This is a genomic window from Stenotrophomonas sp. I18B00994 (assembly GCF_014145825.1).
GTDB lineage: Bacteria > Pseudomonadota > Gammaproteobacteria > Xanthomonadales > Xanthomonadaceae > Stenotrophomonas > Stenotrophomonas maltophilia.
Genome location: NZ_JACIUW010000001.1, coordinates 259,736 through 282,806 on the forward strand (window position 1 = coordinate 259,736; position 23,071 = coordinate 282,806).

Sequence of the window (23,071 nt, forward strand, 5' to 3'; positions counted from 1 at the left end):
ATCGATGCTGTGGGAGCCACAGGATATGAGCCGGACATCCTGCGGGTCGTGGAGGAATATCAGAGCCGATCGATGCAGTAGACTGGCGCGCAGGCCCCGCCTGCACGCACATCGCCATACAGACACGGAGGACGATCATGCCCCGCTGGGACCTGACGCGTGAGCTGATTCATTTCACCCAAGGTGACACTCCGGACGCGGCCTGCAGCAGGCTGCGCAGCATCCTAGGCGACGGCTATCTACGGGGCAGCGATCACCGGATCACAGGGGGCTATCGCTGCGTCTGCTTCACCGAGGCGCCTCGGGCGGCGTTGGCGGCAGGGCTGGTCAACCGCTAGAACTACGGACGCTATGCGCCCTTCGGCCTGATCTTCGACAAACGTTGAGGGTCGGCAGGGAATCATTACGTACAGGGCCAAAAGCTGCCTAAGCGACTGAATTTCAAGGTTGATTGCTCGTCTCTCGATCAGGTTCTCCCCATCTATGGGGTCTGTTCAAGCACCTTGGCTGTGTAGCTCAGCGGCGCCACTTCCCTTTCAAGATCCAGGTGGTAGTCGCCGAAGCGATTGATGTGGCTGGTCCGATAAGGCGACAGGCCGGCCAGGATCTCGGGCGTCAGTTCAATCCCCTCCTTCCTCATCTCGGCCAAGGTCCGGCTCATGCCTTCCACGTTGTGGAGGATGATCATGTTGGCCACCAGCTGGCTGTACTTGATGATCTTGCGCTGCTCGTGTTGGACGTTCTCAGCAATGATCCCCTGGCTGCCAAAGAACACCCATTTCACGAAGCCGTTGTATTCCTCGCTCTTGTTGGTGGCAGCATGGATCGTTTTGCGGATCTCATTGTCATCAATGTAGCGCAGCAAGAACAGCGTTCGAACGGCCTTGCCAAGTTCCCGGAAGGCGAAGTACAGCTTGTTCTTCCGGCTGTAGGTGCCCAGCCGGCGCAGGATCGAGGACGCGGTGATCTTGCCCAATCGGATTGAGATCACCACCCGCAGCATGTCGTGGAGATGGGTGGCGATCAGTCGCCAGTCGATGCTGTCCCCGAACAGTGCCTGGATGTTCTTATAAGCCCTACCCGGTTCGGGCCGAAAGAATGTCAGGTCCTTGATGTTCCGGATCCGGGGCATCAGCTGGATGCCCAGCATGTGGGCCAGGCCGAAGACCGGATAGCTTTGGGCCTGCGTGTCGCCATGGACGATCTCAGGCTGGATGTCGGAAGTGTTGGCCAACAGACCGTCGAGGATGTAGATGCCCTCGTGCACGCCACAGGGAATGAAGTGGCTGAACAGCGCTACGTATTTGTCGGACACGTGGTAGTAGCCGATGCCACCGTAGCCGCCGTAGCGGATGTGATACTCCGACAGCAGGTTGTCCTCGTAGACGCTCCACTTCGTGCCATCAGCTGATGCGCTCTTGCCGCTGCCCCAATAGCCAGGCAGGTCGAATTTGTTGTAGGTATTGATGACCTCCACGATGGCCTTCTCAAGCACATCCTCGGTCACGTATTTCAGGTTGAGCCAAGCGACTTGGCGCCGGCTGAAGCCCTTGATCGACCGCGCCGTCTGCGTCGGCCCCAGGTTGCAGCCATAGCAGAATGGCGTGGTGATCACACGTCGGGGCAGATCTTCGACCTGGCTCTCGGTGCCGGCGATCGGGCGGAAGAAACGGTGCAGATCCAGCCATTGGCTGGCATCGATCAGGACATCGACGATGCTGGATTCTGGAAGCCGTTCGGCGATGAGGCGATCCACCGTGGTAATCGCGCTGGAGACTTCGGCGCGTTGCCCCTTCCGCAGCACCAGGCGCCCATCCAGGATGTCCGCATGTACGTTCTCCGGGAAACGCGCGTCGACCTCATCGGCCAGGGAGGTCAGTTGTGCACGTAATCCCGCCACGAAAGACTCGGCGTCGGTGGGCAGGCCTGACACCTGGCCGTAGGCTTCCAGTTCCTGGGCCAAGGTGGCTTCATCGACCAGCTGCTCACGGTAGTCATCAAACCGTTCGCTGCTGGGAATGAAGAGATCTCCGGACTTCAGTTCGTCCTTGACCTGCACCAGCACGGCCAGCTCGAAGTACTTACGGTGCATCCAGCCGGCGCCGGCTGCACTGGCCCGCTTGCCGAACACGTGCTGACACCAGAGCTTGGACATCCAGTCAAAGTCCTTTTCCGGGTCCAAACCGAGGGAGGCGACCTCGATCAGCTCACGGCGCTGGTTGCGCAGCGAGAGCACCGCTGCGATCAGCGGCTCCATGCCGGCGTCGTGGCTGGTCGCCCGAAGTTTCATCAGCTCCAGCCCATTGAACAGCAGCGGCCTGACCGCGCCATAGGGCTGCAGCATGAAAGGCAGGTAGTTCTTCCCGGCGTAGGCCATATGTTCTTCGCATTCGGCCAGCAAGGTCGACACTTCCGCTTCCAGGCTGTTGTCGATGGCATCCACGCGCTGACTATCGCTGCCGTCTAGCTGATAGGCCTGCAGGATTTCCTTGAGCTGGCCGATGAGGAAGTCGGCCCGTTTGGCATGTTCGAGCTGGTAGGCCAGCAATTTCTGCTGGGCCGTGTTCTCCAGCCCGCGCACCTGCTTGATGAACAACTCGGCTGCATCATCCAGTGTCTTGGCATGCTGGGCGCGAATGAAGATGGTGGCCAGCGCATAGCGCTTGTCCGGAGCCAGTTCGGCCAGCTCGCTGGCGTCATAGGCCCGAGCCATTGCACGGAACTGCTTGAGCTTGGGCACCGGCACATCGATGGGAGGCAGCTGGTCGGCCAACTGCTGCAGCATGCGGATGTGCTGCAGGTAGAACCGAACTTCCTTGTTGGTGGGCCGGCCGGGCTCGCGCTTGAGTGATTGCCAGCCGGTGAACCTGGACCCTTCCGGTGCGCGCAGCAGTTCGTCGATGAGCGTGCGCGTGGCAGGCGTCAGCGCGTGGCTGATGCTGCGGTAGTAGCCCAGATTGACCCGCTCACGGGCGCCGATGGCGGCCAGCTCCAGAGTGCGGAAACCGGGCAGTTCGTAGCGATGGTGCACCAGCTCTTCGAGCAGGACGTTCACGATGTCCGGGATGGTGTGCTTGGTCTGGGCTGCTCCGGTGGCCACTGTGTCCAGCCAAGCCAAGCCCGATTTATCCAGGGGACGTACCCCGATGAATTGCCGAAGCTGCGGCATATGCCGGCGCTGGCTGCCGGAAGCGTCGTAGCGTTCGAGCTGGTCGGTGTCCAATACGCTCCCGAGTCGGGCGGCCTTGGCGATGTGCTTCCGGATCCGCTCGGGTACGTCGGCCAACAGCGTGAAGTAGCCCAAGCGTTGGAAGAGCTTGAGATGAATCAGTACCGCCAGCTGCGGACCCGGCTGGGTGGTCAGCTGCTTGGCGAATGCAATCTCAGCGGCGGTCGGGGTATAGATCTCCTCCAGTTCCTTGGCGGTGGGATCAGGCTTCAGTCGCGGGTAGGCGGTCTCGTGAAGGGTAGCCATTGGATCCGGAGGGTGTGAGGGGGATCAGTCCCAGTGCCGGCCGTCGTCTGTACTGAGCGACGCTTCCAGGAAGCACTGGTGCGTATCGGCCATGCGGTGCATGTCATCGAGCAACGTGGCCAGGATTTCATCCAGATCCCTTTCGGGATCGGTGGGAGCAGTCAACTGGTACTCGCTGCTGGCGGTGTTCAGGCGCACAGCCTGGAAGGGGGCCAAGCAGATCTCTTCAATTCGGCCTCGGGCCTTGGCCGCGCCGCGGCCCGTGCGGGCAAACGGGGTCAGCACCATGCGCAGGCGCAGCTGCAGGGCCGATTTGCCCTCCGGCGCCGGCAGTGCCATCGCCGGTACCGGCACGGTTGGACTGGGCAGGCTTGCTTCAATGCGGTCCCGGGCAAACGGGTCACGCCCGTCCAGGTAACGCATGGCCGACTGCACATCGCGCCAGCCCACGTACTCCATCAAGGCCTTCATGTCCCAGCCTTGGTCGTTGGCCCAGCTGGCAAAGCCGCGGCGCAACGAATGGCTGCTGTGGAGCCCCGCATCGGCAAAGCCGGCACTGGTCAGCAACTCGCGCAGCAGGCGCACCAAGCTGTTGGGATGCAGGCCTTCGGCGCTCACCTGGCCCCATTGGTTGACTGCCCGAAACACCGGCCCTTCTTGCAGGTCGGCCGCCTGCAGCCACGCCTGGGTCGCCTCCACCGGACATAACCGCGACAGCGCCGGCACCTTGTAGGTGACGCCGGCTGCCTGGCGATCACCCTTGCTGCGTGGCAAGAAGCAGGTCATCCCCTGTCCCGGCACCAGCGTGAGATGGGCCACGTCCAGACGCAGCAGTTCATCGCCACGGAATCCCCGCCAGAACCCGAGCAGCACCAGCGCTCGGTCTCGTTGATGGCGCAGCGCCGCCGGCCCATCGCCCCGGGCATGTGCCGCAGCGATCGCCGCGGCCAGCCAGTCATCGAGCTCGACCAGCCGCCGAATCTGGAGCGGCGCGGCTTGCTTGACCTGGCCCGGGTGCAGGGTCTGGATGCCTTTGAGCACCTTGCGCACCAGCGGCGATCGGGTCGGGTCGACAAAGCCGTGGTCGCGGTGCCAAGAGGCGATGGCCGCCAGACGTTGGCGGAGGGTGCTGGTCGCCAAGGTCTGCGCATAAGCGGCCAGGTACCGGGCCACGCTGTCAGGTGTCGCTGGGAGGTGGCCTTGCCATTCAACCTCGAAGTGCCGCAGCGCCGACGCATAGCTGCGCACCGTGTTCTGGCGCGTGGCCGCATCGAGGTAGCGGTCCAGTTCGGTCACTGGCGCGTGGCCTCCACCGAGGTCGTCTGGCGCAGCGTCGACAGGATGGTGCATTCCGCCCGCTGCCCGCCATGGCAACTGGCAATCACCCGTTCCAGCTCGCTGGCCATGCGCTGCAGGTCGGCCATGCGGGCGCGCACGTCGGCCAGATGGCTGCGGGCCAACCGGTCCACGTCCCCGCACGAAAGCTCCTCATCGCCGGCCAGCTGCAGCAGGCTGCGGACCTCCTCCAGGCTGAAGCCCAGGTCCCGGCCACGCGCAATGAAGCGCAGCCGCTCGATGTCGGCCGGGCCATAGACCCGGTAGCCGTTGCCCGTGCGCCCCGGGCGCGGCAGCAACCCGATCCGCTCGTAATAGCGAATCGTCTCCAAGTGGCATCCGCTGGCGTCGGCAGCCTCACTGATTTTCATTCGTAGTACGCTTGACTCCGTAGTAGCTACGGACTTTACGCTGAACCCGTATCCGCCGCCACTCCGGCCGCGGCGCTGCATGTGACGACCATGCCACTGCCCATCGCCTTGATTCGCTACTGCCTGATTGCCTTGCTGATCGGCTGGGTTCTGCCCGCTTCTGCTCAGGCGGAGCCTGCCGCAGCAGACCTGCGCCAAACCTGGCAGATGCTCGATTACATCGCGGTCGACTACCCCGGCGCGGTCCAGGCCGGTCGCGTAATTGCCCCCAACGAATACGCCGAAATGAGCGAGTTTGCCGGCTCCGTGCGCAGTCAGCTGGCAGCATTGCCCGGTGGCCAGAACCAGCAGGAGCTGACGGCCCAGGCCGACCGCCTGGTCCAGGCGGTGGCAGAGAAGGCCGACCCGGCGCAAGTGGCAACGTTGGCGCGCGGGCTCGGCACGACGCTGTTGGCCCGCTACCCGATCGGCGCTGTTCCGGCGAGCGCGCCGAAGACCTCCCAGGCCGCGTCCATCTACAGCCAGCAGTGCGCGGCCTGTCACGGCCCCACAGGTCACGGTGATGGCCCCGCCGCGCAAGCGTTAAGTCCGCCGCCGATCGCGTTCACCGATGCCACTCGCGCCGCGCAGCGAACGCCGCTGTCGTTGTACGAGGTCATTTCCCAGGGTGTGCCGGGTACCGGCATGGTCAGCTTCTCTGGGCTGTCAGAAAGTGATCGCTGGGCGTTGGCATTCTATGTGGGCAGCTTGGGGTACTCCTCGCAAGCCAAGGCTCAAGGTGAGGCGTTATGGCGCACCAGTGCCGAGGCCCATACGCACATTCCCTCGCTCGAAGCGCTGACACGCACGCGAGAGGCCGATCTTGCCACCACGATGCCCGCCGATCAGGCAAACGCGATCATCGCCTACCTGCGTTCGCAGCCACAGGCAGTAAACGAAGCGGTACCAGGAGCCGATCGCTTTGCGGTGGCGCGGCAGCGACTGGCCGCCAGCCAGCGCGCTTACGCTGATGAGGACCTGGCTCAAGCCAAAAAGCTTGCGCTCTCGTCCTATCTGGATGGTGTAGAGCCGCTTGAACCCACGCTGGCCACGCGCAATCCGTCATTGCTGCGAGAGATCGAGACGGCCATGGCAGGCTACCGCGCGCAGCTGGATCAGCATGCGCCCGCGGCTGACGTTGCCGGGCAGGCAGCGCAAATTGCCCAGCTGTTTGATCGCGCGGACGTGGCGCTGCAGGACACCCGAATAGGCGCCAGCACCGCGTTTCTAGGCAGCTTTACCATCTTGGTACGCGAAGGACTGGAAGCGCTGCTGATCGTGATTGGTATCGTGGCGTTCTTGCGTAAAGCCGAGCGGTCTGATGTGTTGCCGTATGTGCATGCGGGTTGGATCTGCGCGTTGTTGGCAGGCGCAGCTACCTGGGCAGTGGCCACTTACTTTGTTGATATCAGCGGTGCGAACCGGGAAGTCACTGAGGGCGTCTCGGCCTTGTTCGCTGCCGCTGTCCTGCTCAGCGTAGGCATCTGGATGCACCAAAAGATCCTTGCAGGGCGGTGGCAGGAGTACCTGCACGCCAAGCTGACGACTGCGCTGACACGGCGCTCGGCTGTTTTCCTGTTCATGCTGGCCTTTGTCGCGGTGTACCGCGAGGTGTTTGAGACGATCTTGTTCTACATCGCGATGTGGAGCGATCAGGCGTCCACCGCCATCCTCGCAGGCCTGGTGGCGGGAATCGCGGTGTTGGCTGCGGTGGCGTACTGGATGCTGCGCATGAGCAGGCGGCTGCCGATTGGCCGGTTCTTTTCGATCAGCTCGATTCTCATCGCGGTGATGGCGGTCATCCTGATCGGTAAAGGCGTGGCCGCGTTGCAGGAAGCGGGCTGGATCTCTCAAACACCGCTCGCGTTGCCGCGCATCGAGTGGATCGGCCTGTATCCCACCTGGCAGTCGCTGCTGGCGCAGGTATTGGTAGGCACCGCCGCCATCGTGGGGTTCCTCGCCAATGCCCGTTCCGGTGTGCGTGGACAGCCAGGCGCAAACAAGCAATGAAACAACACAGCAGAGGACCAAGACATGAGTGATTGCGGGTGCCACCACGAAGCCAAGAACAAGGAGGAGCGACGCATCCTCTGGATCGCCTTGGTCCTGAATGCAGCGATGGCCGTGATCGGCGGCATTGCCGGCTGGATTGCCCATTCCACCGGGCTGCTGGCTGACGCGCTGGACATGCTGTCTGACGCCACCGCCTATGCCATTGGCCTGGTCGCTATCGGGCGCACGGCGCGCTTCAAGGCCAACGCCGCGTGGGTCAGTGGCAGCGTGCTGCTGGTGCTGGGCGTAGGCGTGCTGGTCGAAGTCGGCCGCCGGGTGATGTACGGAGCCGAGCCGGTCAGCGGTTGGATGATCGGTACCGCTCTGGTCTCGCTGGCCGTGAACCTGAAGGTGCTCCGTATGCTCGCCCCCTTGAAGTCTGGCGAAGTGCATCTGCGAGCGACCTGGCTGTTTACCCGCGCCGATGTGGTGGCCAACGTTGGGGTGATTCTGGCCGGCCTGTTGGTGTGGTGGCTGGCCAGCCCCTACCCGGATTTCGTGATCGGCGCCCTGATCGGCCTGTATGTGATCAAGGAGGCTTTCGAGATCTTGGGTGATGCTCGCCGGGCGCGTGCCGACGCGCGCAAAACGCCTGCATGACAGCGCTTGGCCGGCTGAGCTGTGGCCTGCGCTGGCTGCTGCTGGCGCACTTGGCCGTGGGCCTTGTGACGCAGCCGGTGCTGGCAGTGGTTGGCGAGCTCCATGCTCAAACCCATCTGGCCGCGGCCGACCATGACCCGGCAGTGGCATCACCAGCTTCCGAGCGTGGCGTAGACGCCGCGCTGCACCGGCTACAGCAGCTGGTGCTGTGCTGTAGCCAGGCCGCGCCGGCTCCAGAAATAGTGTTGGCCATTGCTCATATCGGCCGGCATTGGCCGTCGGCGACAGCCCATGCGGACAGATATCGGCATGAGCACCTGCTCGCGCCGTTCCGGCCGCCGATCGCAGGGTGATGCGCGCCGGCGTGCGCCGGATCCCTGTTGGCTATCGAAAATTCTGGAGTACTTCATGCATGTGCGATTGGCGGCCCTGGCCGCGTGGCTACTGTTGAGCGCGGCGGCAACGCCGGCGACAGCAGAAGAGCTGATGACCTTGGACGACGCGTTTGCACGCGTGGCCCAAACCCACCCCGAGCTGCGCCTGGTCGATGCGCGAGCCACGGTGCTCGCTGCCGAGCGCGACCAGGCCGTGCAGCGGCCACCGTGGACGTTGGGGGCGGAGGTTGAAAATGCGCTGGGCACGGGCGCGGCCCGTGGCCTGGACAGCGCGGAGTTGACCTTGAGCCTGAGCTCGGTCCTGGAGCGCGGCGGCAAGCTCGACGCCCGCCGCACCTTGGCCCAAAGCCGGATTGATGCACTGGCCGTGCAGCGCGAGACCGGGCGGCTGGACCTGCTCGCCGAGACGGCGCAGCGCTATTTGGCCGTTGTCGGTGCCGACCGGCAACGCAGCCTGGCGAACATGGATGTCGGCCAGCGCCAGCGGACCGTCGCCGCTGCCCGGCAGCGCCTGCAGGCTGGCGCGTCTCCCGAATCGGTGATGCTCACCGCACAAGCAGCACTGGCGAGAGCAGAATTGACCCGTGATCGGGCCGAGCAGCAGCGCATTGCCGCCCGGCAGCACCTTGCTGCCCTCTGGGGCGAACGTGCTCCGAGCTTCGAGGTGGCCGCGGCGGATCCCATGACCCTGCCGGCGATCGCGTCCATGCAGTCGCTGGCCGAGGAATTGGAGCGCACTCCCGAGTTGGCGCAGTTTGCCGATGCCCGCCGGATCGCGCAGGCACGACTGCAGCTGGCGCGTTCGGCGGCCTCGCCGGACTTGTCGTGGCAGCTGGGCGTGCGCCGCCTGCAGGAGACTGACGACACCGCGCTGGTGGCCAGCCTGTCCATGCCACTGGGCAGCCGCAGCCGCGCGCAGCCGGAGATCCGCGCCGGCGAAGCCGAGCTGGAGGTTCTGACGATCGAGCGCGAGGCCAAGGGCCTGTCGCTGTATTCCACGCTGGTCGAAGCCCATGGTCGCTACACCGTGGCGCAGGCCGAGGTGGCACGGCTGCAAGGCGAGGTGCTGCCGAAGTTGGCCCGGGCTGAGCAGGCCGCCGAGCGCGCCTATCGCGCCGGCGCGATCAGCTACCTGGAATGGGCACAGCTGCAGTCCGAACGCACGGCCATGGCCCAGCAGCAGCTGGACGTGGCGCTCGATGCGCAGCGCGCCCTGATCGAAATTCAACGCCTGACCGGCCAGGCGCTTGTCGCGCCGCCGGCGGCTGCTTCCACCGGAGAGACCCCATGAATCGCTTTTCCTGGACCGCACTGGGCATGGCCCTGATGATGCTGGCCGCCTGCAACGCGTCGGCCCCCAACGAAGCGTCCGAAGGCGGCGCCGCCGCTGAGGGCGAAGAGCACGGCGAGCACGAGGAAGCGCCGCTGGAAACCAAGATTGCCGCCAAAGCTGCGCAGGCAGCGGGTATCCAGGTCGCACCGGCAGGCCCCGGTGAGATTGCTGACGAGCATGAGGTGCAAGGGCTGTTGACCCCGATTGACGGTCGCATCGCGCAGGTCACGGCACGCTTCCCCGGACCGGTCCGCTCCGTGCGTGCGGGCGTGGGTGATCAGGTACGGGCCGGCCAGGCACTGGCCACGGTAGAGAGCAACCTGAGCCTGACCACCTATACCGTCACCGCGCCGATCAGTGGCGTGGTCATGGCGCGCACGGCCGCCGTAGGCATGGCCGCCGCTGAGGGCGCGCCGCTGTTTGAGGTCGCCGACCTGTCCACGCTGTGGGTGGACCTGCACATCTTCGGCGCCGACGCCCAGCACATCGGTGCTGGCGTGCCGGTGACGGTTACCCGCTTGAGCGATGGCGTCACCGCACAGACCACCTTGGAGCGCGTCCTGCCCGGCACCGCCACCGCCAGCCAAAGCACCATTGCGCGCGGCACGGTGGCCAACACCGATGGCCTGTGGCGGCCGGGGTCGGCGGTCAAGGCGCGGGTCATCGTGGATCGCCAATCGGCAGCGTTGGTGGTGCCGATCACGGCGCTGCAGACCGCAGAAGACCAGGACGTGGTCTACGTGCAGCAGGGCGAAACCTACCACACCCGGCCGGTGAAGCTGGGGCGCCGCGACGCCGAACGCGCCGAAGTGCTGGAAGGCCTCAAGGCCGGTGAACAGGTGGTGGTGGCCCAAAGCTTCCTGATCAAGGCCGACATCGAAAAGTCCACCGTGGAAGAAGAATGAGGCCCGCCATGCTCGAACGCCTCATTGGGCTGTCCATCCGCCATCGCTGGCTGACGCTAGTGCTCACCGCTGCGCTGGTTGCGCTGGGCGTGTGGAGCTACCGTCACCTTTCCATTGACGCCACACCCGACATCACCAACGTCCAGGTCCAGATCAACACCCAGGCCCCGGGTTACTCGCCGCTGGAGGCCGAACAACGGGTTACCTTTGCCATCGAAACGGCCATGGCCGGTCTGCCCAAGCTGGACTACAGCCGCTCGCTGTCGCGCTACGGGCTTTCGCAGGTCACCGTCGTCTTCAAGGACGGCACCGACCTGTACTTTGCCCGCCAGCAGGTCGCCGAGCGCCTGCAGCAGATCGCCTCCCAGCTTCCCGAAGGGTTGGACCCGGAAATGGGGCCGATCTCCACCGGGTTGGGCGAGATCTTCATGTACACCGTGGAGGCCGAGCCCAACGCTCGCAAGCCCGACGGCACCCCGTACACGGCCACGGACCTGCGCACCCTGCAGGACTGGGTGATCCGGCCGCAGCTGCGCACCACGCCCGGCGTCACCGAGGTCAACACCATCGGCGGCTTCGAGCGGCAGATCCACATCACTCCCGATCCAGCTCAGTTGGTGGCGCTGGGCTTCACGTTGAACGACGTGGTCGCCGCGGTCATGCGCAACAACCAGAACATCGGCGCCGGCTACATCGAGCGCAACGGACAGCAGTTCCTGGTGCGCGTGCCGGGCCAGCTAGCCAATCTGGAGGCAATCGGCAACATCGTGCTGGACCGGCGCGATGGCGTGCCCATTCGGGTGCGCGACGTCGCTAGCGTGGGCGAAGGCAAGGAGCTGCGCACGGGCGCGGCCACCCAGAATGGCCACGAGGTCGTGGTCGGTACCGCCTTCATGTTGTTCGGCGCCAACAGCCGGGAAGTCTCCCAGGCGGCCGCGGCCAAGCTGGATGCCGCCAACGCCAGCCTGCCTGCCGGCGTCCATGCCAAGGCCGTCTATGACCGCACCGCGCTGGTGGATCGCACCATCGGCACGGTGTCCAAGAACCTGATCGAGGGCGCGCTGCTGGTGGTGGTGGTGCTGTTCCTGCTGCTGGGCAATGTGCGCGCCTCGTTGATCACCGCGGCGGTGATCCCGTTGGCGATGCTGTTCACCATCATCGGCATGGTGCGTGGCGGCGTGTCGGGCAACCTGATGAGCCTGGGCGCGCTGGACTTCGGCCTGATCGTGGACGGGGCGGTGATCATCATCGAGAACTGTCTGCGCCGGTTCGGCGAGGCGCAGCACGCGCTGGGCCGCCAGCTCAACGATGAAGAGCGCTATGACCTGACCGCCTCGGCCACCGCCGAGGTGATCCGTCCCAGCCTGTTTGGCCTGGGCATCATCGCCGCGGTCTACCTGCCGATCTTCGCGCTGTCCGGGGTAGAAGGAAAAATGTTCCACCCGATGGCGATCACGGTGGTGCTGGCCCTGACCGGCGCCATGGTGTTGTCGCTGACCTTCGTGCCGGCGGCGATCGCCAGCTTCCTGCGCGGCCGTGTGGCTGAGCACGACAACCGCCTGATGCGCTGGTCGCGTGCCCGTTATACGCCGCTGCTGGATTGGGCCCTGCGTCGGCGCGTGGTGGTGCTGGCCGGCGCGGCCGTGCTGGTGGTGGGCTGTGGCGTGCTGGCCACCCGCTTGGGTTCGGAGTTCGTGCCGAGCCTGGATGAGGGCGACATCACCTTGCAGCCCATGCGTATTCCCGGCACCAGCTTGGAGCAGTCGGTGGCCATGCAGGAAACGCTGGAGAAGCGCCTGGCCCAGTTCCCGGAGGTGGCCAACATCTTCTCAAAGATCGGCACCGCCGAGGTGGCCACCGATCCTATGCCGCCGTCGATGGCCGACACCTTCCTGATGCTCAAGCCCCGCGACCAGTGGCCCGACCCGCGCAAGCCCAAGGCCGAGCTGGTGGAAGAGCTGGAGGCGGCGGCCAAGGAAATCCCGGGCAGCAACTACGAGTTCACCCAGCCCATCCAGATGCGCACCAACGAGTTGATCTCCGGCGTCCGTTCGGACGTGGCGGTCAAGGTCTACGGCGACAACCTTGACCAGTTGACGCGCCTGGCCAGCCGGGTCGAGCGAGTCATGCGTAGCGTCCCCGGCGCCGAAGACGTCAAGGCCGAGCAGGTCTCCGGCCTGCCGCTGCTGACCATCACGCCAGATCCGGCGGCATTGGCACGGTATGGCCTGAACCCGGGCGATGTGCAGGAAACGGTGGCCACCGCCATTGGGGGCAGTGTTGCCGGCCAGTTGATCGAGGGCGACCGCCGCTTCGACCTGGTCGTGCGCCTGCCCGAAGCGCAGCGGCAAGACCCCGCTGTGCTGGCAGATCTGCCCATTCCGCTGCCGGCAAGCACCAGTGTCGATGAGTCCAGCCGTCTGGCCGCCGGCGCCAATGGGGGGCCTCGCACGGTGCCGCTGCGGGAAGTGGCGAAGATCCAGGTAGAGCGCGGGCCCAATCAGATCAACCGCGAGAACGGCAAGCGCCGCGTGGTGATCACCGCCAACGTGCGCGAGCGCGATCTGGGCGGGTTCGTCGGCGAGTTGCGCACACGCATCGGCCAGGATGTCGCGCTTCCAGAGGGCTACTGGATCGATTACGGCGGCACCTTCGAGCAGCTGATCTCGGCCACCCAACGCCTGGGCGTGGTCGTTCCGGTGACACTGGCGTTGATCTTCGCTCTGCTATTCATGGCCTTCGGCTCGGCCAAGGATGCGGCCATTGTGTTCAGTGGCGTGCCGCTGGCGCTGACCGGCGGTGTGCTGGCACTGGCTCTGCGCGGGATTCCGTTGTCGATCTCTGCCGGCGTGGGCTTCATCGCGCTGTCGGGCGTGGCCGTACTCAACGGGCTGGTCATGATCGCCTTCATCCGCCGTCTGCGCGAACAGGGCGATCCGCTAGACGACGCTGTGCGCGACGGCGCCCTTGGACGCCTGCGACCGGTGTTGATGACCGCCCTGGTAGCCTCGCTGGGCTTCCTACCCATGGCCTTGAATGTCGGTGCTGGCTCGGAAGTGCAGCGGCCGCTGGCCACTGTCGTCATCGGCGGCATCGTCTCATCCACCGCATTGACCTTGTTGGTGCTGCCGGTGCTCTATCGTTGGCTGCATCGCGACCGAGCTCCCCGCGCCGGTAGCACTGCTTTGGAGTCCCCATGAACGAGCTCAACCTGGAACAGGTCCGTGCGGCGATGTTTACCGACCCGGGCGTGAAAGCGGTGGACGACCTGCGCCTGGTCGCCGGTGAGCATGGCCGTGCGATCGCGGCCACCATCACGGTCGCGGCGCCCTCGGTCGACCTGGACCTGGTGCATGCTGTGATTGCCCAGGTCCTGGCCGATCAATTCGGCATCGATCAGATCATGCTGTGTTTCAACGACCCGGGCCCGGTACCGCCGCCGCCCACCGCGGCGCCGTTAAAGAAGATGTGATCGCAGCCCCTGGCTCTATGCGTCTGCGCTGGCAGGCGCATAGAGCTGATGACCCGGCAACGCGCACGCGCCGGCATACACAAAGGCCACGCTTTGCCGCGCCCGGGTGAAGGCCACGTAGTATTTCGGCGGCGCGGTGATACGCGCTGCATCGGCCGTGCGCAGGTACTGCGTCAACGGCCCGTTCGGAAAGATGAGGACCCGACTGTAGGTGCGGCCCTTGCACTGCCCAAAGTTCACCGCCGGCAGTCCGTCGCACGCCTGCCGCCGGTCATGCCGGAGCACGGTGGGGGCGAACTCCTGCATGTACGCGGCCACATCCCCTGGAGCGACGAGGTAGATGCCATCGTGTCCGGTGACCTCGCCATTGCCTGATTGGGTCCGCGGCATCTGCGGATAGAGCGTGTCAGCCATATCGCACAGGGCCTGGACGCAGCGCAGACTGGTGAGGCGGTGATCCAGCCGGCATAAGCCGTCGGCCTCCCAAATCTGAAACAGCGCTGCCAGATTCGGACCACGGTATTGGCTGTACCTTTGCGCATAGTTGGTGGCATACGTGGCTTGGCGCGTATCGCCTACCAACGTGATGGCAATCTCGCTCTTCAACAGCCGTTCGACCAGATCCAGATCAAAGCCGGCCAGATCCTGGACTTCGTCGATGTAGAGCTCGTCGTACATCGCCGCCAATCGCGCCACGACCTGGCCTTGGGTCAGCTCATCGCAGCGCACAGCGAAATCGGCCGCTCGGTCCGAATACATCCGGTTGCCCGCCAGGTAGTGGCGCGCCACCTGGGTGCGTGGGGCGCGGTTGTTGGTGACACCTTCTACGAACAGGATGGTCTCGATGCGAGGCTCAGGGCAAAGCGCAGCCTGGTACGGGCGAATGCACTGGCGCAGCAGAAAGCCATACCAGCTGTGCAAGGTGACATGCGCGGGGACCGCGCCTGCGTGGGCCTCAAACGAGCGCCGGATCTCTTCCAGGTTTTCCAGCGTGTAGGTGACAATCGCGATGCGGCGCCCAGGTCGCTCCAAGGCCTGCCGGACCAGCAACGTGGTCTTGCCCGAGCCGGCTGCCGAGAGCAGGACCCGGTTAGGTGATGGCACGCTGGACATAGTCCGGGAACCTGATCGAGTGCGGGCTATTGAAAATCGCCAAGGCCGTATCGGTCTTATGGCCCTTCATGTACTTGAGCAGCGCCACCTCATCGGCAAAGGCCTTGCCCAGCACGGTATTGAGTTCGGCCAGCGAGTTGGCTTTGATCAGCTGCTCTTCCAGCGAAGGGGCGCTCTCGTCGGAATCGTAATAGATCGCGTTGATGTGCTCGGCATAGCGCTCTTGCACAACTGCGATATCACCGTCGTTGTCGGTGATCACCTTGGCCTGAATCCTCAGTCGATCGGCAATCTGCAAGAAGCGTTTGAATGCCAACGACTTGACCGAAATGATGTCTACGCCGTGAGCCATCGGCGCCACGCCGTGATGGTCACTGTAGGCACGCTGCACGATCAGTTCGTCGGAAGGGCCTTCCACCAGGATCGCCTGCTTGGCCAGGATCAACCGCAGCGTGTCGTGGCCCGGCAGCTTCATGAAATAGTCGTGGGTATCGCTGGGCAGCTGGTCCAGCTTCATCTGGCCTTGCGCGCTGAACAGGATCACGTTGTCCACGCCCAGCTTGTTCAACACGAAGCTGCTGTGGGTGGCGATGATCACCTGCTGGGCGGTGGAGAGGGCCGCAATCTTGTCGATCAGCTGGGTCATGCTGGAATAGGACAGATGGTTCTCCGGCTCCTCGATCAGCAGCACGTGAGCCGCGCCGGCCGCGTGCATCGCCAGCTTCATCTTCACCGCGCTTTGCTCGCCCTTGCCGGCCTGGGTGAACGGGAGCTCATCCAGGTAGGGTGACAGGCTGGTTTCCCACGTTGAGCGCGGCGATGTGTCCACGCCTACCGTCAATGCCCTGTGGCTGATGTCCCCGGTGTGCTCGGTCAAGTAGGCATTGATCGCTGCCACATCCGCTTCTTCGGAAAAGCTCTGCCGCATGCGGCGGAAGCTCAGCGACAGCGAGACGCGCTGCGCAGGCGTCAGTGCCTGCTCGATGATGCCGGCGATATAGCGATCGGCACCGGACAAGGTCTTGATGCCGTGCGTGTCGATGATGGTCGAGTCGAACGGAATACTACGGGCGGTGACGCCATTGTTGGCGAAGGAGTACCAGCGCACCGTGTAGTACTCCACCGGCAGGCTGACCGCGCCCTGGTGCTGCTGCAGGTAGGCGTTGAACTCCTCGCGGTAGTCGTCGTTGAGCTCGACCAGCAGCCGGATGCCGGCGGTATCCAGACGCAGGGAGTTGTTGGTGCCGCGTAACGACGCCAGCGCGGCGTCGGCGCCCAGATAGGCTTCGATGGAGATCCGTGGCGGCGAGGCCGGCGTGCCCGTGGCAAGCGCTCCCAAGTACTCCTGCACCGTGGGCTGGTGGAACAGGTAGCGCGTGAGCTCGTAGGCAAGATTGCGCCCATGCAGCTGGCCGGTGACCACCGCGTGGATGGCCTCCAGCAGGGTGGATTTACCGACCTCGTTGTCGCCCACCACCAGGTTCATGTGGGCATTGAGGGGCAGGTCCAGATGGCGAAACGACTTGAAGTTGTCGATGACGATACGTTCGATCGGCATGCACAGTCCTTTGATGGCCAACGGGCTCGGTGGCGGAGCCTGCCTGCACCCTGGCTGGCCTCCTTTCCGCTCTGGGCCATACTACCCAGCGATCGCCGGCCCTGGGCGGTTTCGTACTGCTTGGGACGCCGGGAAGGGTCAGAATCCGCCTTACGCGGGATAATTCAATATTATCCCGTATAACTATTTTCGCCGACGAGCGGTCGTCTACCTGCTTTAATAGTATGTAATTACATGGTATGTAATACATTACGAAATAAAGTGGGGTGGCACGATGGCGCGCGCAGGACTCTATAAGAGTGACGTCCAGAAGGCGCGCGACGCGCTGCTGGCCCAAGGCAAGAAGCCGTCAGTCGACGCGGTGCGAGTGGCCTTGGGCAACACGGGCTCCAAGACCACGATCCACCGCTACTTGCGTGAACTGGAAGGAGAGGAAGGCGGCGGTCCGGCGAGGACGGTAGCCGTTAGTGATGCTTTGCAGGACTTGGTTGCGCGCTTGGCCTCGCGGCTCCAGGAGGAAGCAGAGGCCATCCTCACCCAGGAGCGTGAGCGCCATCAGGCTGAGCTCCACAGTCGGCAACAGGCGCTTTCCGGTGCCCAAGAGGAGGCTGCCGCCTTGAGCAGTCGGCTGCAGCGCACCGAAGCAAGCCTGCACCAAGAGCAAGCTGCTCACGCCCTCCTTCAACAGAATCTAGGTGACAGGATCGCGGAAATCGCCCAGTTGAACGAGCGCATCGCTGGCATGACGGTGCGGCTGGCTGATCATGAGGCGCATACGCGTTCTCTGGAGGACAAGCATGCCCATGCCCGGGAAGCGCTTGAGCACTACCGCACTTCAACCAAAGAGCAGCGTGAGCAAGAGCTTCGCCGTCACGAGCATCAGGTCCAAGAGCTGCAAGTAGCCTTACGTCAGGCCAATGAAGCCTTGGGCGCGAAGAATCAGGAGCTGTTGGTGCTGAACCGCGACAATGGTCAATGGCTGGAGCGCCACGGGCGGATTGAGCGTGAGCTTGCCCAGCTACGACAGGCCCACGAAGGCCAACACAGCGAGGTCGTGGCGTTGCGCCAGACCGCGACGGACTATTTTGCACTGCAGGAGCGCTGGAAGACTGACGCCAAGACCTTGGATACCATGCGCAACGAGCTAGCTCAAGTTCAAGACACCCTTGCGCGGGAGCGTGAGCGCCGCGAGAGCGCTGAAGCCGATGCGTTGCGTGCCAATGCACGTCTTGAAGCGCTAGAGCCTCTACTGAATCAACTGACGCCAGCACAAAATGCGGTGGAGAAAACTCGGCGCGGCCATGCGCAAGATGGGGGAGCCGACTGACGAGGCTGCTCGTTTGTCTGCTAGCGGCTGGGGTGGCGCTCACCTGTCCAGTACGCCCATTCCATAGGGACGACCCAATCTACAAACAGTTTGGCTACTGAGGACTCCGGTGCCAAATGATAGGGCTTGAACATGCCTTGCTCGGGCGAACTGGTCATCAGGTAGCGCAGGCGCTTCTGGACCTCCTGAAAGATGGCTTCCCGCACATGGGCGCTGTCGTGCACGCCAAGACGCATCGCCACCGAGGCACCTTGGCGTACCGCCGCCCAGCAGCAGTAACGCTACCGCGCGATCGGCAAGCCCCGCGGTCCGGATTGAAAGACGAACCCCACATCACGTGCCCAGCCTGGGTCGAAGTGATGTTTGAGCAATTGCTGCTCCAGAAACTGCTCGGTCTCCCAGAGTGCAAGTTCATCCCACAGCTCCAGTTTCGCGTCCGCCAAGTCTACATCGTGTGCCATATCGCCGAGTTGGTCTTCCAGCACCGGGAGCAGGTGCCTGCGCTCGTGGGTAGACCAGGCGAAAGCCCATTGCAGATCTTCGATGGGCGTGACCTCGGCATCGGGGCGGATCTGCCATCGATCCGCTGGCCAGGGAACTTGGATCAAGGCCAAGTCTCGCAGCGTGTCCAGCACCAGCAAGGTGGAGCGGCGTGTGGGCGCCACCGGTAGGCGTCGTAGCTGCGCGGCTAACAGTGCGGCTAGGAAAAGGGTGCCACGAAGGCCCAACTCCTCGATGCTGGCGACCCCAGATGGCGTCATTGACGAGGTTCCGGGCATGCGGTTTCCGGGGATGAGGGAGCGGCGTGGCCCCTGGGGGGGGGGGCGGCGCTACCGGTGTCGCCGGTTGCCTCAAAGCTAAGAATATCTTAGTATGCAAGGCTGGGTACATCCGCCATCCTTATGGGGTCTCCATGGGGTGCGCGCGTGACTTTGTCCGTCGACTCAACACCGACCTTCGCTCGACGCCTCAAACAAGCCCGCCTGCACACGGGTTTGTCGCAGAAGGAGTTGGGCATCCGGGCCGGTCTGGATCCTCACGTGGCCAGCCCCCGAATCAACCAGTACGAGCGTGGCAAGCACGAGCCCATGCTGGAGATTGCTGAGCGGTTGGCCCAAGCGTTGGGGATCCCCGCCGCCTTCCTTTACACCGACGATGATCTGCTGGCCAAGTTGCTCCTGCGCTGGGGCTCGCTAAGCAAGCAGCAGAAGCGCGAGTTGGTGAAGCTGATCGAGGCCACGCCCGAGAAGTAAACCGAACAAGCGCTCGCCCTATGGGCAACTCTTCGCCTCAACCCGCCCTTTGGGCGCTTCTGGAGGGAGCTGCAGTGTCCGCGGCTAGTGCGACTGACAAGTCGCGACATCTCAGGCTTACTTGAGATTTTGTTCACGACCGATACACACGCGCCTTGTCTAAAGTGATATACCATGTCGCCCGTGTCAGCCTCCTCACTTCTACTGCGACTGTTCCTGATCGCCATGCTCGTGCTTAACGGCGCGTGGTCGGCGTTTGCGTCCGTCAGTATGAACCCGGTCATGGAAGAGCAGGCCAGCGAAGTGGCTGCCGCGGTGCAAGTCGACGAAGACTGCTTCGCCCATCACAGTGCTGAGCATCATCCCGATGCCACATCGATTGAAAAGGCTGGCACTGGGCATGGCGACCATGCCGGTCCCGACTGTTGCAAGTCTTCTGCGTGCCGGTGCGCCTGCGTACACGCTTGCGCGAGCGCACTTCCTGCGCGCCTGCATGTTTCGGTGCAACTGGCCTTGGGCCTGGATGTCATGCCGCTGCCCCTAGGGCATGCGGCACCTGCCTTGCCTCATCTGATCCGACCACCGATCGGCTAAGCGTCCCTAGGCGCCGCAATGGCGCCGTTGGTGTGGCTTGCATGCCTGTTTAGGCCAGCCGCCCGCTCTGTACCACCGCCCGCCGGTGGCAACACGACGCTTGGAGCATTTTCATGTCGCATGATGATTTTCGTGGTCCACGCGGTGGACCGCTGCTGCCTTCGCGGCGGCGATTTGTCCAAGGCTTGGCCTTGGGAGGCGCAGTCGCAGGATTAGGTTTCTGGCCCAAAGCCAGTTGGGCGCTCAAGGGGCCGGGACAACCCAACGTACTATCGGGCACTGAGTTTGACCTGACCATTGGCGAGACGCCGATGAACTTCACCGGCAAGACCCGCACCGCGATCACGGTCAACGGGTCCGTTCCGGCGCCGTTGCTGCGGTGGCGGGAAGGCACCACGGTCAACTTGCGCGTCTCTAATGCATTGCCCGCTAACTCCATCCATGGCGCGGACACCTCCATCCATTGGCACGGCATCATTTTGCCGGCCAACATGGACGGCGTGCCGGGTCTGAGCTTTGACGGTATCGGACGTGGTGAGACCTACCACTACCGGTTCACCCTGCATCAGGGCGGAACCTACTGGTACCACAGCCACTCAGGGTTCCAGGAACAAGCCGGGCTCTATGGCCCGATCGTCATCGACCCATTGGAGCCGGAGCCCTTCAGTTTCGATCGCGACTACGTCGTGATGCTGAGCGATTGGACAGACCTGGACCCGACGGCCCTGTTCGATCGTTTGAAGAAGATGCCGGGCCATGACAATTACTACAAGCGCACGGTCGGCGATTTTGCGCGCGATGTGAAGCGCAACGGCCTGTCGGCCACGTTGGAAGATCGCAAGATGTGGGGCGTGATGCGGATGACGCCCACGGACCTGTCCGACGTCAACGCCAACACCTACACCTACCTGATGAACGGCACGACCTCACTGGGCAACTGGACCGGTTTGTTCCGCAGTGGCGAGAAGGTGCGCCTGCGTTTCATCAATGGCTCTGCCATGACGTACTTCGATGTGCGTATTCCGGGGCTGAAGATGACCGTGGTGGCGGCAGATGGCTTGTATGTCCATCCGGTTTCCGTCGACGAGTTCCGCATCGCGGTAGCAGAAACCTTCGATGTGATCGTGGAGCCCTCCGGGCAGGACGCATTCACCATCTTTGCCCAAGACTCCGGTCGCACCGGCTACATCAGCGGCACGCTCGCTGTGCGCGAAGGATTACGCGCGCCCGTTCCGTCTGTGGATCCCCGGCCGCTGCTGACGATGGCAGACATGGGCATGGATCATGGGTCGATGGATATGTCTGGCGGCAGCAAGGGCATGGAAGGCGGCTGTGGTGCGGCCATGGGCATGCCTGGCATGACCCCACCTGTCAGCGGTAACGCGACCTCGGCCCATGCAGGCCATGCGATGCCCGCCGCCGGCGATGGTGCCATGGCAGGCATGCAGCACGGGGGCATGCAATCACACCCTGCTAGCGAGACCAACAATCCCCTGTTGGACAACCAAGCCATGAGCGTGAGTTCGCGCTTGGATGATCCGGGCAATGGCCTGCGCGATAACGGCCGTCATGTGCTGACGTATTCCATGCTCAAGAGCACCTTTGAAGACCCTGACGGACGCGACCCCGGTCGCGAGATCGAGCTGCATCTGACCGGACACATGGAGAAATTCTCCTGGGGCTTCAACGGTCAGAAGTTTTCCGATGTCGAGCCGCTGCGGCTGAACTACGGCGAGCGTATGCGCATCGTATTGGTTAACGACACGATGATGACCCATCCCATCCATTTGCACGGCATGTGGAGTGACGTGGAGGACGACAACGGCAACTTCATGGTGCGCAAGCACACGGTGGATATGCCGCCAGGTAGCCGACGCACGTATCGCGTGCGTGCCGATGCGTTGGGCAGCTGGGCGTTCCATTGCCACCTGCTTTATCACATGGAAGCCGGAATGATGCGCACGGTGAGGGTCGACGAATGAACATCAATAGACGCGATACCACCCTGACTGCGCTGACGGCTATCTCGCTGGCCCTGGCCAATGCGGCCAGCGCCCAATCTATGCAGCACGGCTCCATGCAGATGGAGCAGGGCGCGCAGACCCAGACTCAGGATCACTCTGCACATCAGGCGCCGACATCAAAACCTGCGCCAGCCCAAAAGCCTGCAACACCGGCCAAGACGAGCGAAGCGACGATCGATCATGCGGCGATGGGCCACGCCGAGCCGCAGGCTAACGCAGCCGAGCCTGCCATGCAGGGCATGGACCATTCGCAGATGGGGCACGGCTCGCCCGCGAGCACACCTGCGGCGCCCACAGCGCAGGCGCAGTCGATGCAGGGCATGGATCACAGTCAGATGGCACAGCCCGCTGCAGCCGACACCTCCGGCACGGCCACGCCTGCGATGCAGGGGATGGACCATTCGCAGATGGGCCATGATTCGCCCGCGCCCGCTACACCAGAAGCGGGAATGCAATCGATGGAGGGCATGGACCACAGTCAGATGGGACACGGGCCTGCAGCGCCAACGCAGCCGCGCACCCCGATTCCCGCGGTGACGGACGCGGATCGCAAGGCGGCCATCGCGCCGGAACACGCGCATCCGGTGCATGACAACTCGATCAAGAGCTACGTGCTGCTCAATCGCCTGGAAACCTGGGATGCCGATCCGGGCACCGGGCTGGGCTGGGAGGGCCAGGGCTGGATCGGTACGGACCTCAATCGCGTCTGGCTCCGCAGTGAAGGCGAACGCACGGATGGTCAGACCGAGTCGGCTGATCTGGAAGTGCTTTACGGCCGCAGTATCTCCACGTGGTGGGATGTGGTGGCCGGTGTGCGTCATGACTTCAAGCCTGGGGCATCGCAGAACTTCGCCGCTATCGGTGTACAGGGCTTGGCGCCGATGAAGTTCGAAGTGTCCGCCACAGCCTATCTCGGCGAAGGGGGCCAGACTGCCGCCAATGTCGAGGCCGAGTACGAATTGCTGCTAACCAACCGGCTGATCTTGCAGCCGCTGGTGGAAGTCACCGCCTATGGCAAGAACGATCCATTGCGCGGGATAGGTTCGGGTCTGAGTGCCGCTGAGGCGGGGCTACGACTTCGCTATGAGTTCACCCGAAAGTTCGCTCCCTACATCGGCGTGGTGTACGAGCGCGCGTTTGGCAATACCGCAGACATGCGACGCGAGCATGGCGAGTCCTTTGAAGACACGCGCTTGGTCATCGGCCTTCGTACCTGGTTCTAAGG

General features: G+C 63.8%; 19 protein-coding genes. 12 read left to right on the plus strand and 7 right to left on the minus strand.

Features of this window, described 5'->3' with window-relative positions; all coding sequences use genetic code 11:
• Nucleotides 1-481 precede the first annotated feature (481 nt).
• The 3 genes from H4O10_RS01230 to H4O10_RS01240 are packed head-to-tail and all read right to left on the minus strand — an operon-like array spanning nt 482 to nt 5,181.
• On the minus strand, nt 482-3,475 hold the full coding sequence (locus H4O10_RS01230) for a Tn3 family transposase (RefSeq protein ID WP_012480231.1): 2,994 nt from the start codon (nt 3,473-3,475) through the stop codon (nt 482-484).
• Nucleotides 3,476-3,499: 24 nt separating this feature from the next.
• Entirely contained in the window at nt 3,500-4,771 is a 1,272-nt protein-coding gene (locus tag H4O10_RS01235) for a site-specific integrase (RefSeq protein WP_005413373.1), read from the minus strand.
• Nucleotides 4,768-5,181, minus strand: coding sequence for a helix-turn-helix domain-containing protein (locus tag H4O10_RS01240; RefSeq protein WP_012480230.1), 414 nt, complete (start codon nt 5,179-5,181; stop codon nt 4,768-4,770). Before H4O10_RS01240 ends, H4O10_RS01235 begins: the two co-directional genes overlap by 4 nt.
• A gap of 90 nt (nt 5,182-5,271) precedes the next feature.
• Here H4O10_RS01240 and H4O10_RS01245 point away from each other — a divergent pair, with 90 nt between their 5' ends.
• From H4O10_RS01245 to H4O10_RS01275, 7 genes are read left to right on the plus strand one after another with little or no spacing between them, the layout of a single operon-like run.
• Nucleotides 5,272-7,230: an FTR1 family protein gene (locus H4O10_RS01245; RefSeq protein WP_099596048.1), complete on the plus strand. Its 1,959-nt coding sequence runs from the start codon at nt 5,272-5,274 to the stop codon at nt 7,228-7,230.
• A gap of 24 nt (nt 7,231-7,254) precedes the next feature.
• On the plus strand, nt 7,255-7,872 hold the full coding sequence (locus tag H4O10_RS01250; RefSeq protein ID WP_005413376.1) for a cation transporter: 618 nt from the start codon (nt 7,255-7,257) through the stop codon (nt 7,870-7,872).
• A complete protein-coding gene (locus tag H4O10_RS01255) occupies nt 7,869-8,225 on the plus strand; it encodes a hypothetical protein (protein WP_012480228.1) in 357 nt (118 codons plus the stop codon). The genes H4O10_RS01250 and H4O10_RS01255 overlap by 4 nt, the downstream gene beginning before the upstream one ends.
• Before the next feature lie 55 nt (nt 8,226-8,280).
• Entirely contained in the window at nt 8,281-9,558 is a 1,278-nt protein-coding gene (locus H4O10_RS01260) for a TolC family protein (protein WP_012480227.1), read from the plus strand.
• Nucleotides 9,555-10,505 carry an efflux RND transporter periplasmic adaptor subunit gene (locus H4O10_RS01265; protein ID WP_012480226.1) on the plus strand — a complete coding sequence of 317 codons (951 nt, stop codon included), beginning with the start codon at nt 9,555-9,557 and terminating at the stop codon, nt 10,503-10,505. Before H4O10_RS01260 ends, H4O10_RS01265 begins: the two co-directional genes overlap by 4 nt.
• Nucleotides 10,506-10,513: 8 nt before the next feature.
• Nucleotides 10,514-13,705, plus strand: coding sequence for a CusA/CzcA family heavy metal efflux RND transporter (locus tag H4O10_RS01270; protein WP_019184736.1), 3,192 nt, complete (start codon nt 10,514-10,516; stop codon nt 13,703-13,705).
• Nucleotides 13,702-13,977, plus strand: a complete 276-nt coding sequence (locus H4O10_RS01275; protein WP_019184735.1) for a hypothetical protein — start codon at nt 13,702-13,704, stop codon at nt 13,975-13,977. Before H4O10_RS01270 ends, H4O10_RS01275 begins: the two co-directional genes overlap by 4 nt.
• Before the next feature lie 15 nt (nt 13,978-13,992).
• Here the strand turns inward: H4O10_RS01275 and H4O10_RS01280 are convergent, their stop codons facing one another.
• Nucleotides 13,993-15,090 (minus strand): UvrD-helicase domain-containing protein, encoded by a 1,098-nt coding sequence (locus H4O10_RS01280; RefSeq protein WP_012480224.1) that lies wholly within the window; start codon nt 15,088-15,090, stop codon nt 13,993-13,995.
• Nucleotides 15,068-16,648, minus strand: coding sequence for an AAA family ATPase (locus H4O10_RS01285; RefSeq protein WP_012480223.1), 1,581 nt, complete (start codon nt 16,646-16,648; stop codon nt 15,068-15,070). The genes H4O10_RS01280 and H4O10_RS01285 overlap by 23 nt, the downstream gene beginning before the upstream one ends.
• A gap of 274 nt (nt 16,649-16,922) precedes the next feature.
• Between H4O10_RS01285 and H4O10_RS01290 the strand changes: the two genes are divergently transcribed.
• Nucleotides 16,923-17,975: a DNA-binding protein gene (locus tag H4O10_RS01290; RefSeq protein WP_012480222.1), complete on the plus strand. Its 1,053-nt coding sequence runs from the start codon at nt 16,923-16,925 to the stop codon at nt 17,973-17,975.
• Nucleotides 17,976-17,995: 20 nt separating this feature from the next.
• Here the strand turns inward: H4O10_RS01290 and H4O10_RS22205 are convergent, their stop codons facing one another.
• A complete protein-coding gene (locus H4O10_RS22205) occupies nt 17,996-18,217 on the minus strand; it encodes a hypothetical protein (RefSeq protein WP_012480221.1) in 222 nt (73 codons plus the stop codon).
• Nucleotides 18,218-18,256: 39 nt separating this feature from the next.
• Entirely contained in the window at nt 18,257-18,754 is a 498-nt protein-coding gene (locus tag H4O10_RS22210) for a hypothetical protein (protein ID WP_012480220.1), read from the minus strand.
• A 123-nt stretch (nt 18,755-18,877) separates the two neighbouring features.
• Between H4O10_RS22210 and H4O10_RS01300 the strand changes: the two genes are divergently transcribed.
• The 4 genes from H4O10_RS01300 (at nt 18,878) to H4O10_RS01315 (ending at nt 23,069) form a co-directional block, all read left to right on the plus strand.
• Nucleotides 18,878-19,228, plus strand: a complete 351-nt coding sequence (locus H4O10_RS01300) for a helix-turn-helix transcriptional regulator (RefSeq protein ID WP_043033515.1) — start codon at nt 18,878-18,880, stop codon at nt 19,226-19,228.
• Between the two features lie 174 nt (nt 19,229-19,402).
• The gene (gene copL / locus H4O10_RS01305) at nt 19,403-19,822 is read left to right on the plus strand and encodes a transcriptional regulator CopL (protein WP_012480218.1); all 420 of its coding nucleotides are present in this window, start codon (nt 19,403-19,405) and stop codon (nt 19,820-19,822) included.
• Between the two features lie 113 nt (nt 19,823-19,935).
• A complete protein-coding gene (locus tag H4O10_RS01310) occupies nt 19,936-21,804 on the plus strand; it encodes a copper resistance system multicopper oxidase (RefSeq protein ID WP_012480217.1) in 1,869 nt (622 codons plus the stop codon).
• The gene (locus H4O10_RS01315) at nt 21,801-23,069 is read left to right on the plus strand and encodes a copper-binding protein CopB (RefSeq protein ID WP_005413421.1); all 1,269 of its coding nucleotides are present in this window, start codon (nt 21,801-21,803) and stop codon (nt 23,067-23,069) included. The genes H4O10_RS01310 and H4O10_RS01315 overlap by 4 nt, the downstream gene beginning before the upstream one ends.
• The last annotated feature ends 2 nt before the right edge of the window (nt 23,070-23,071 follow it).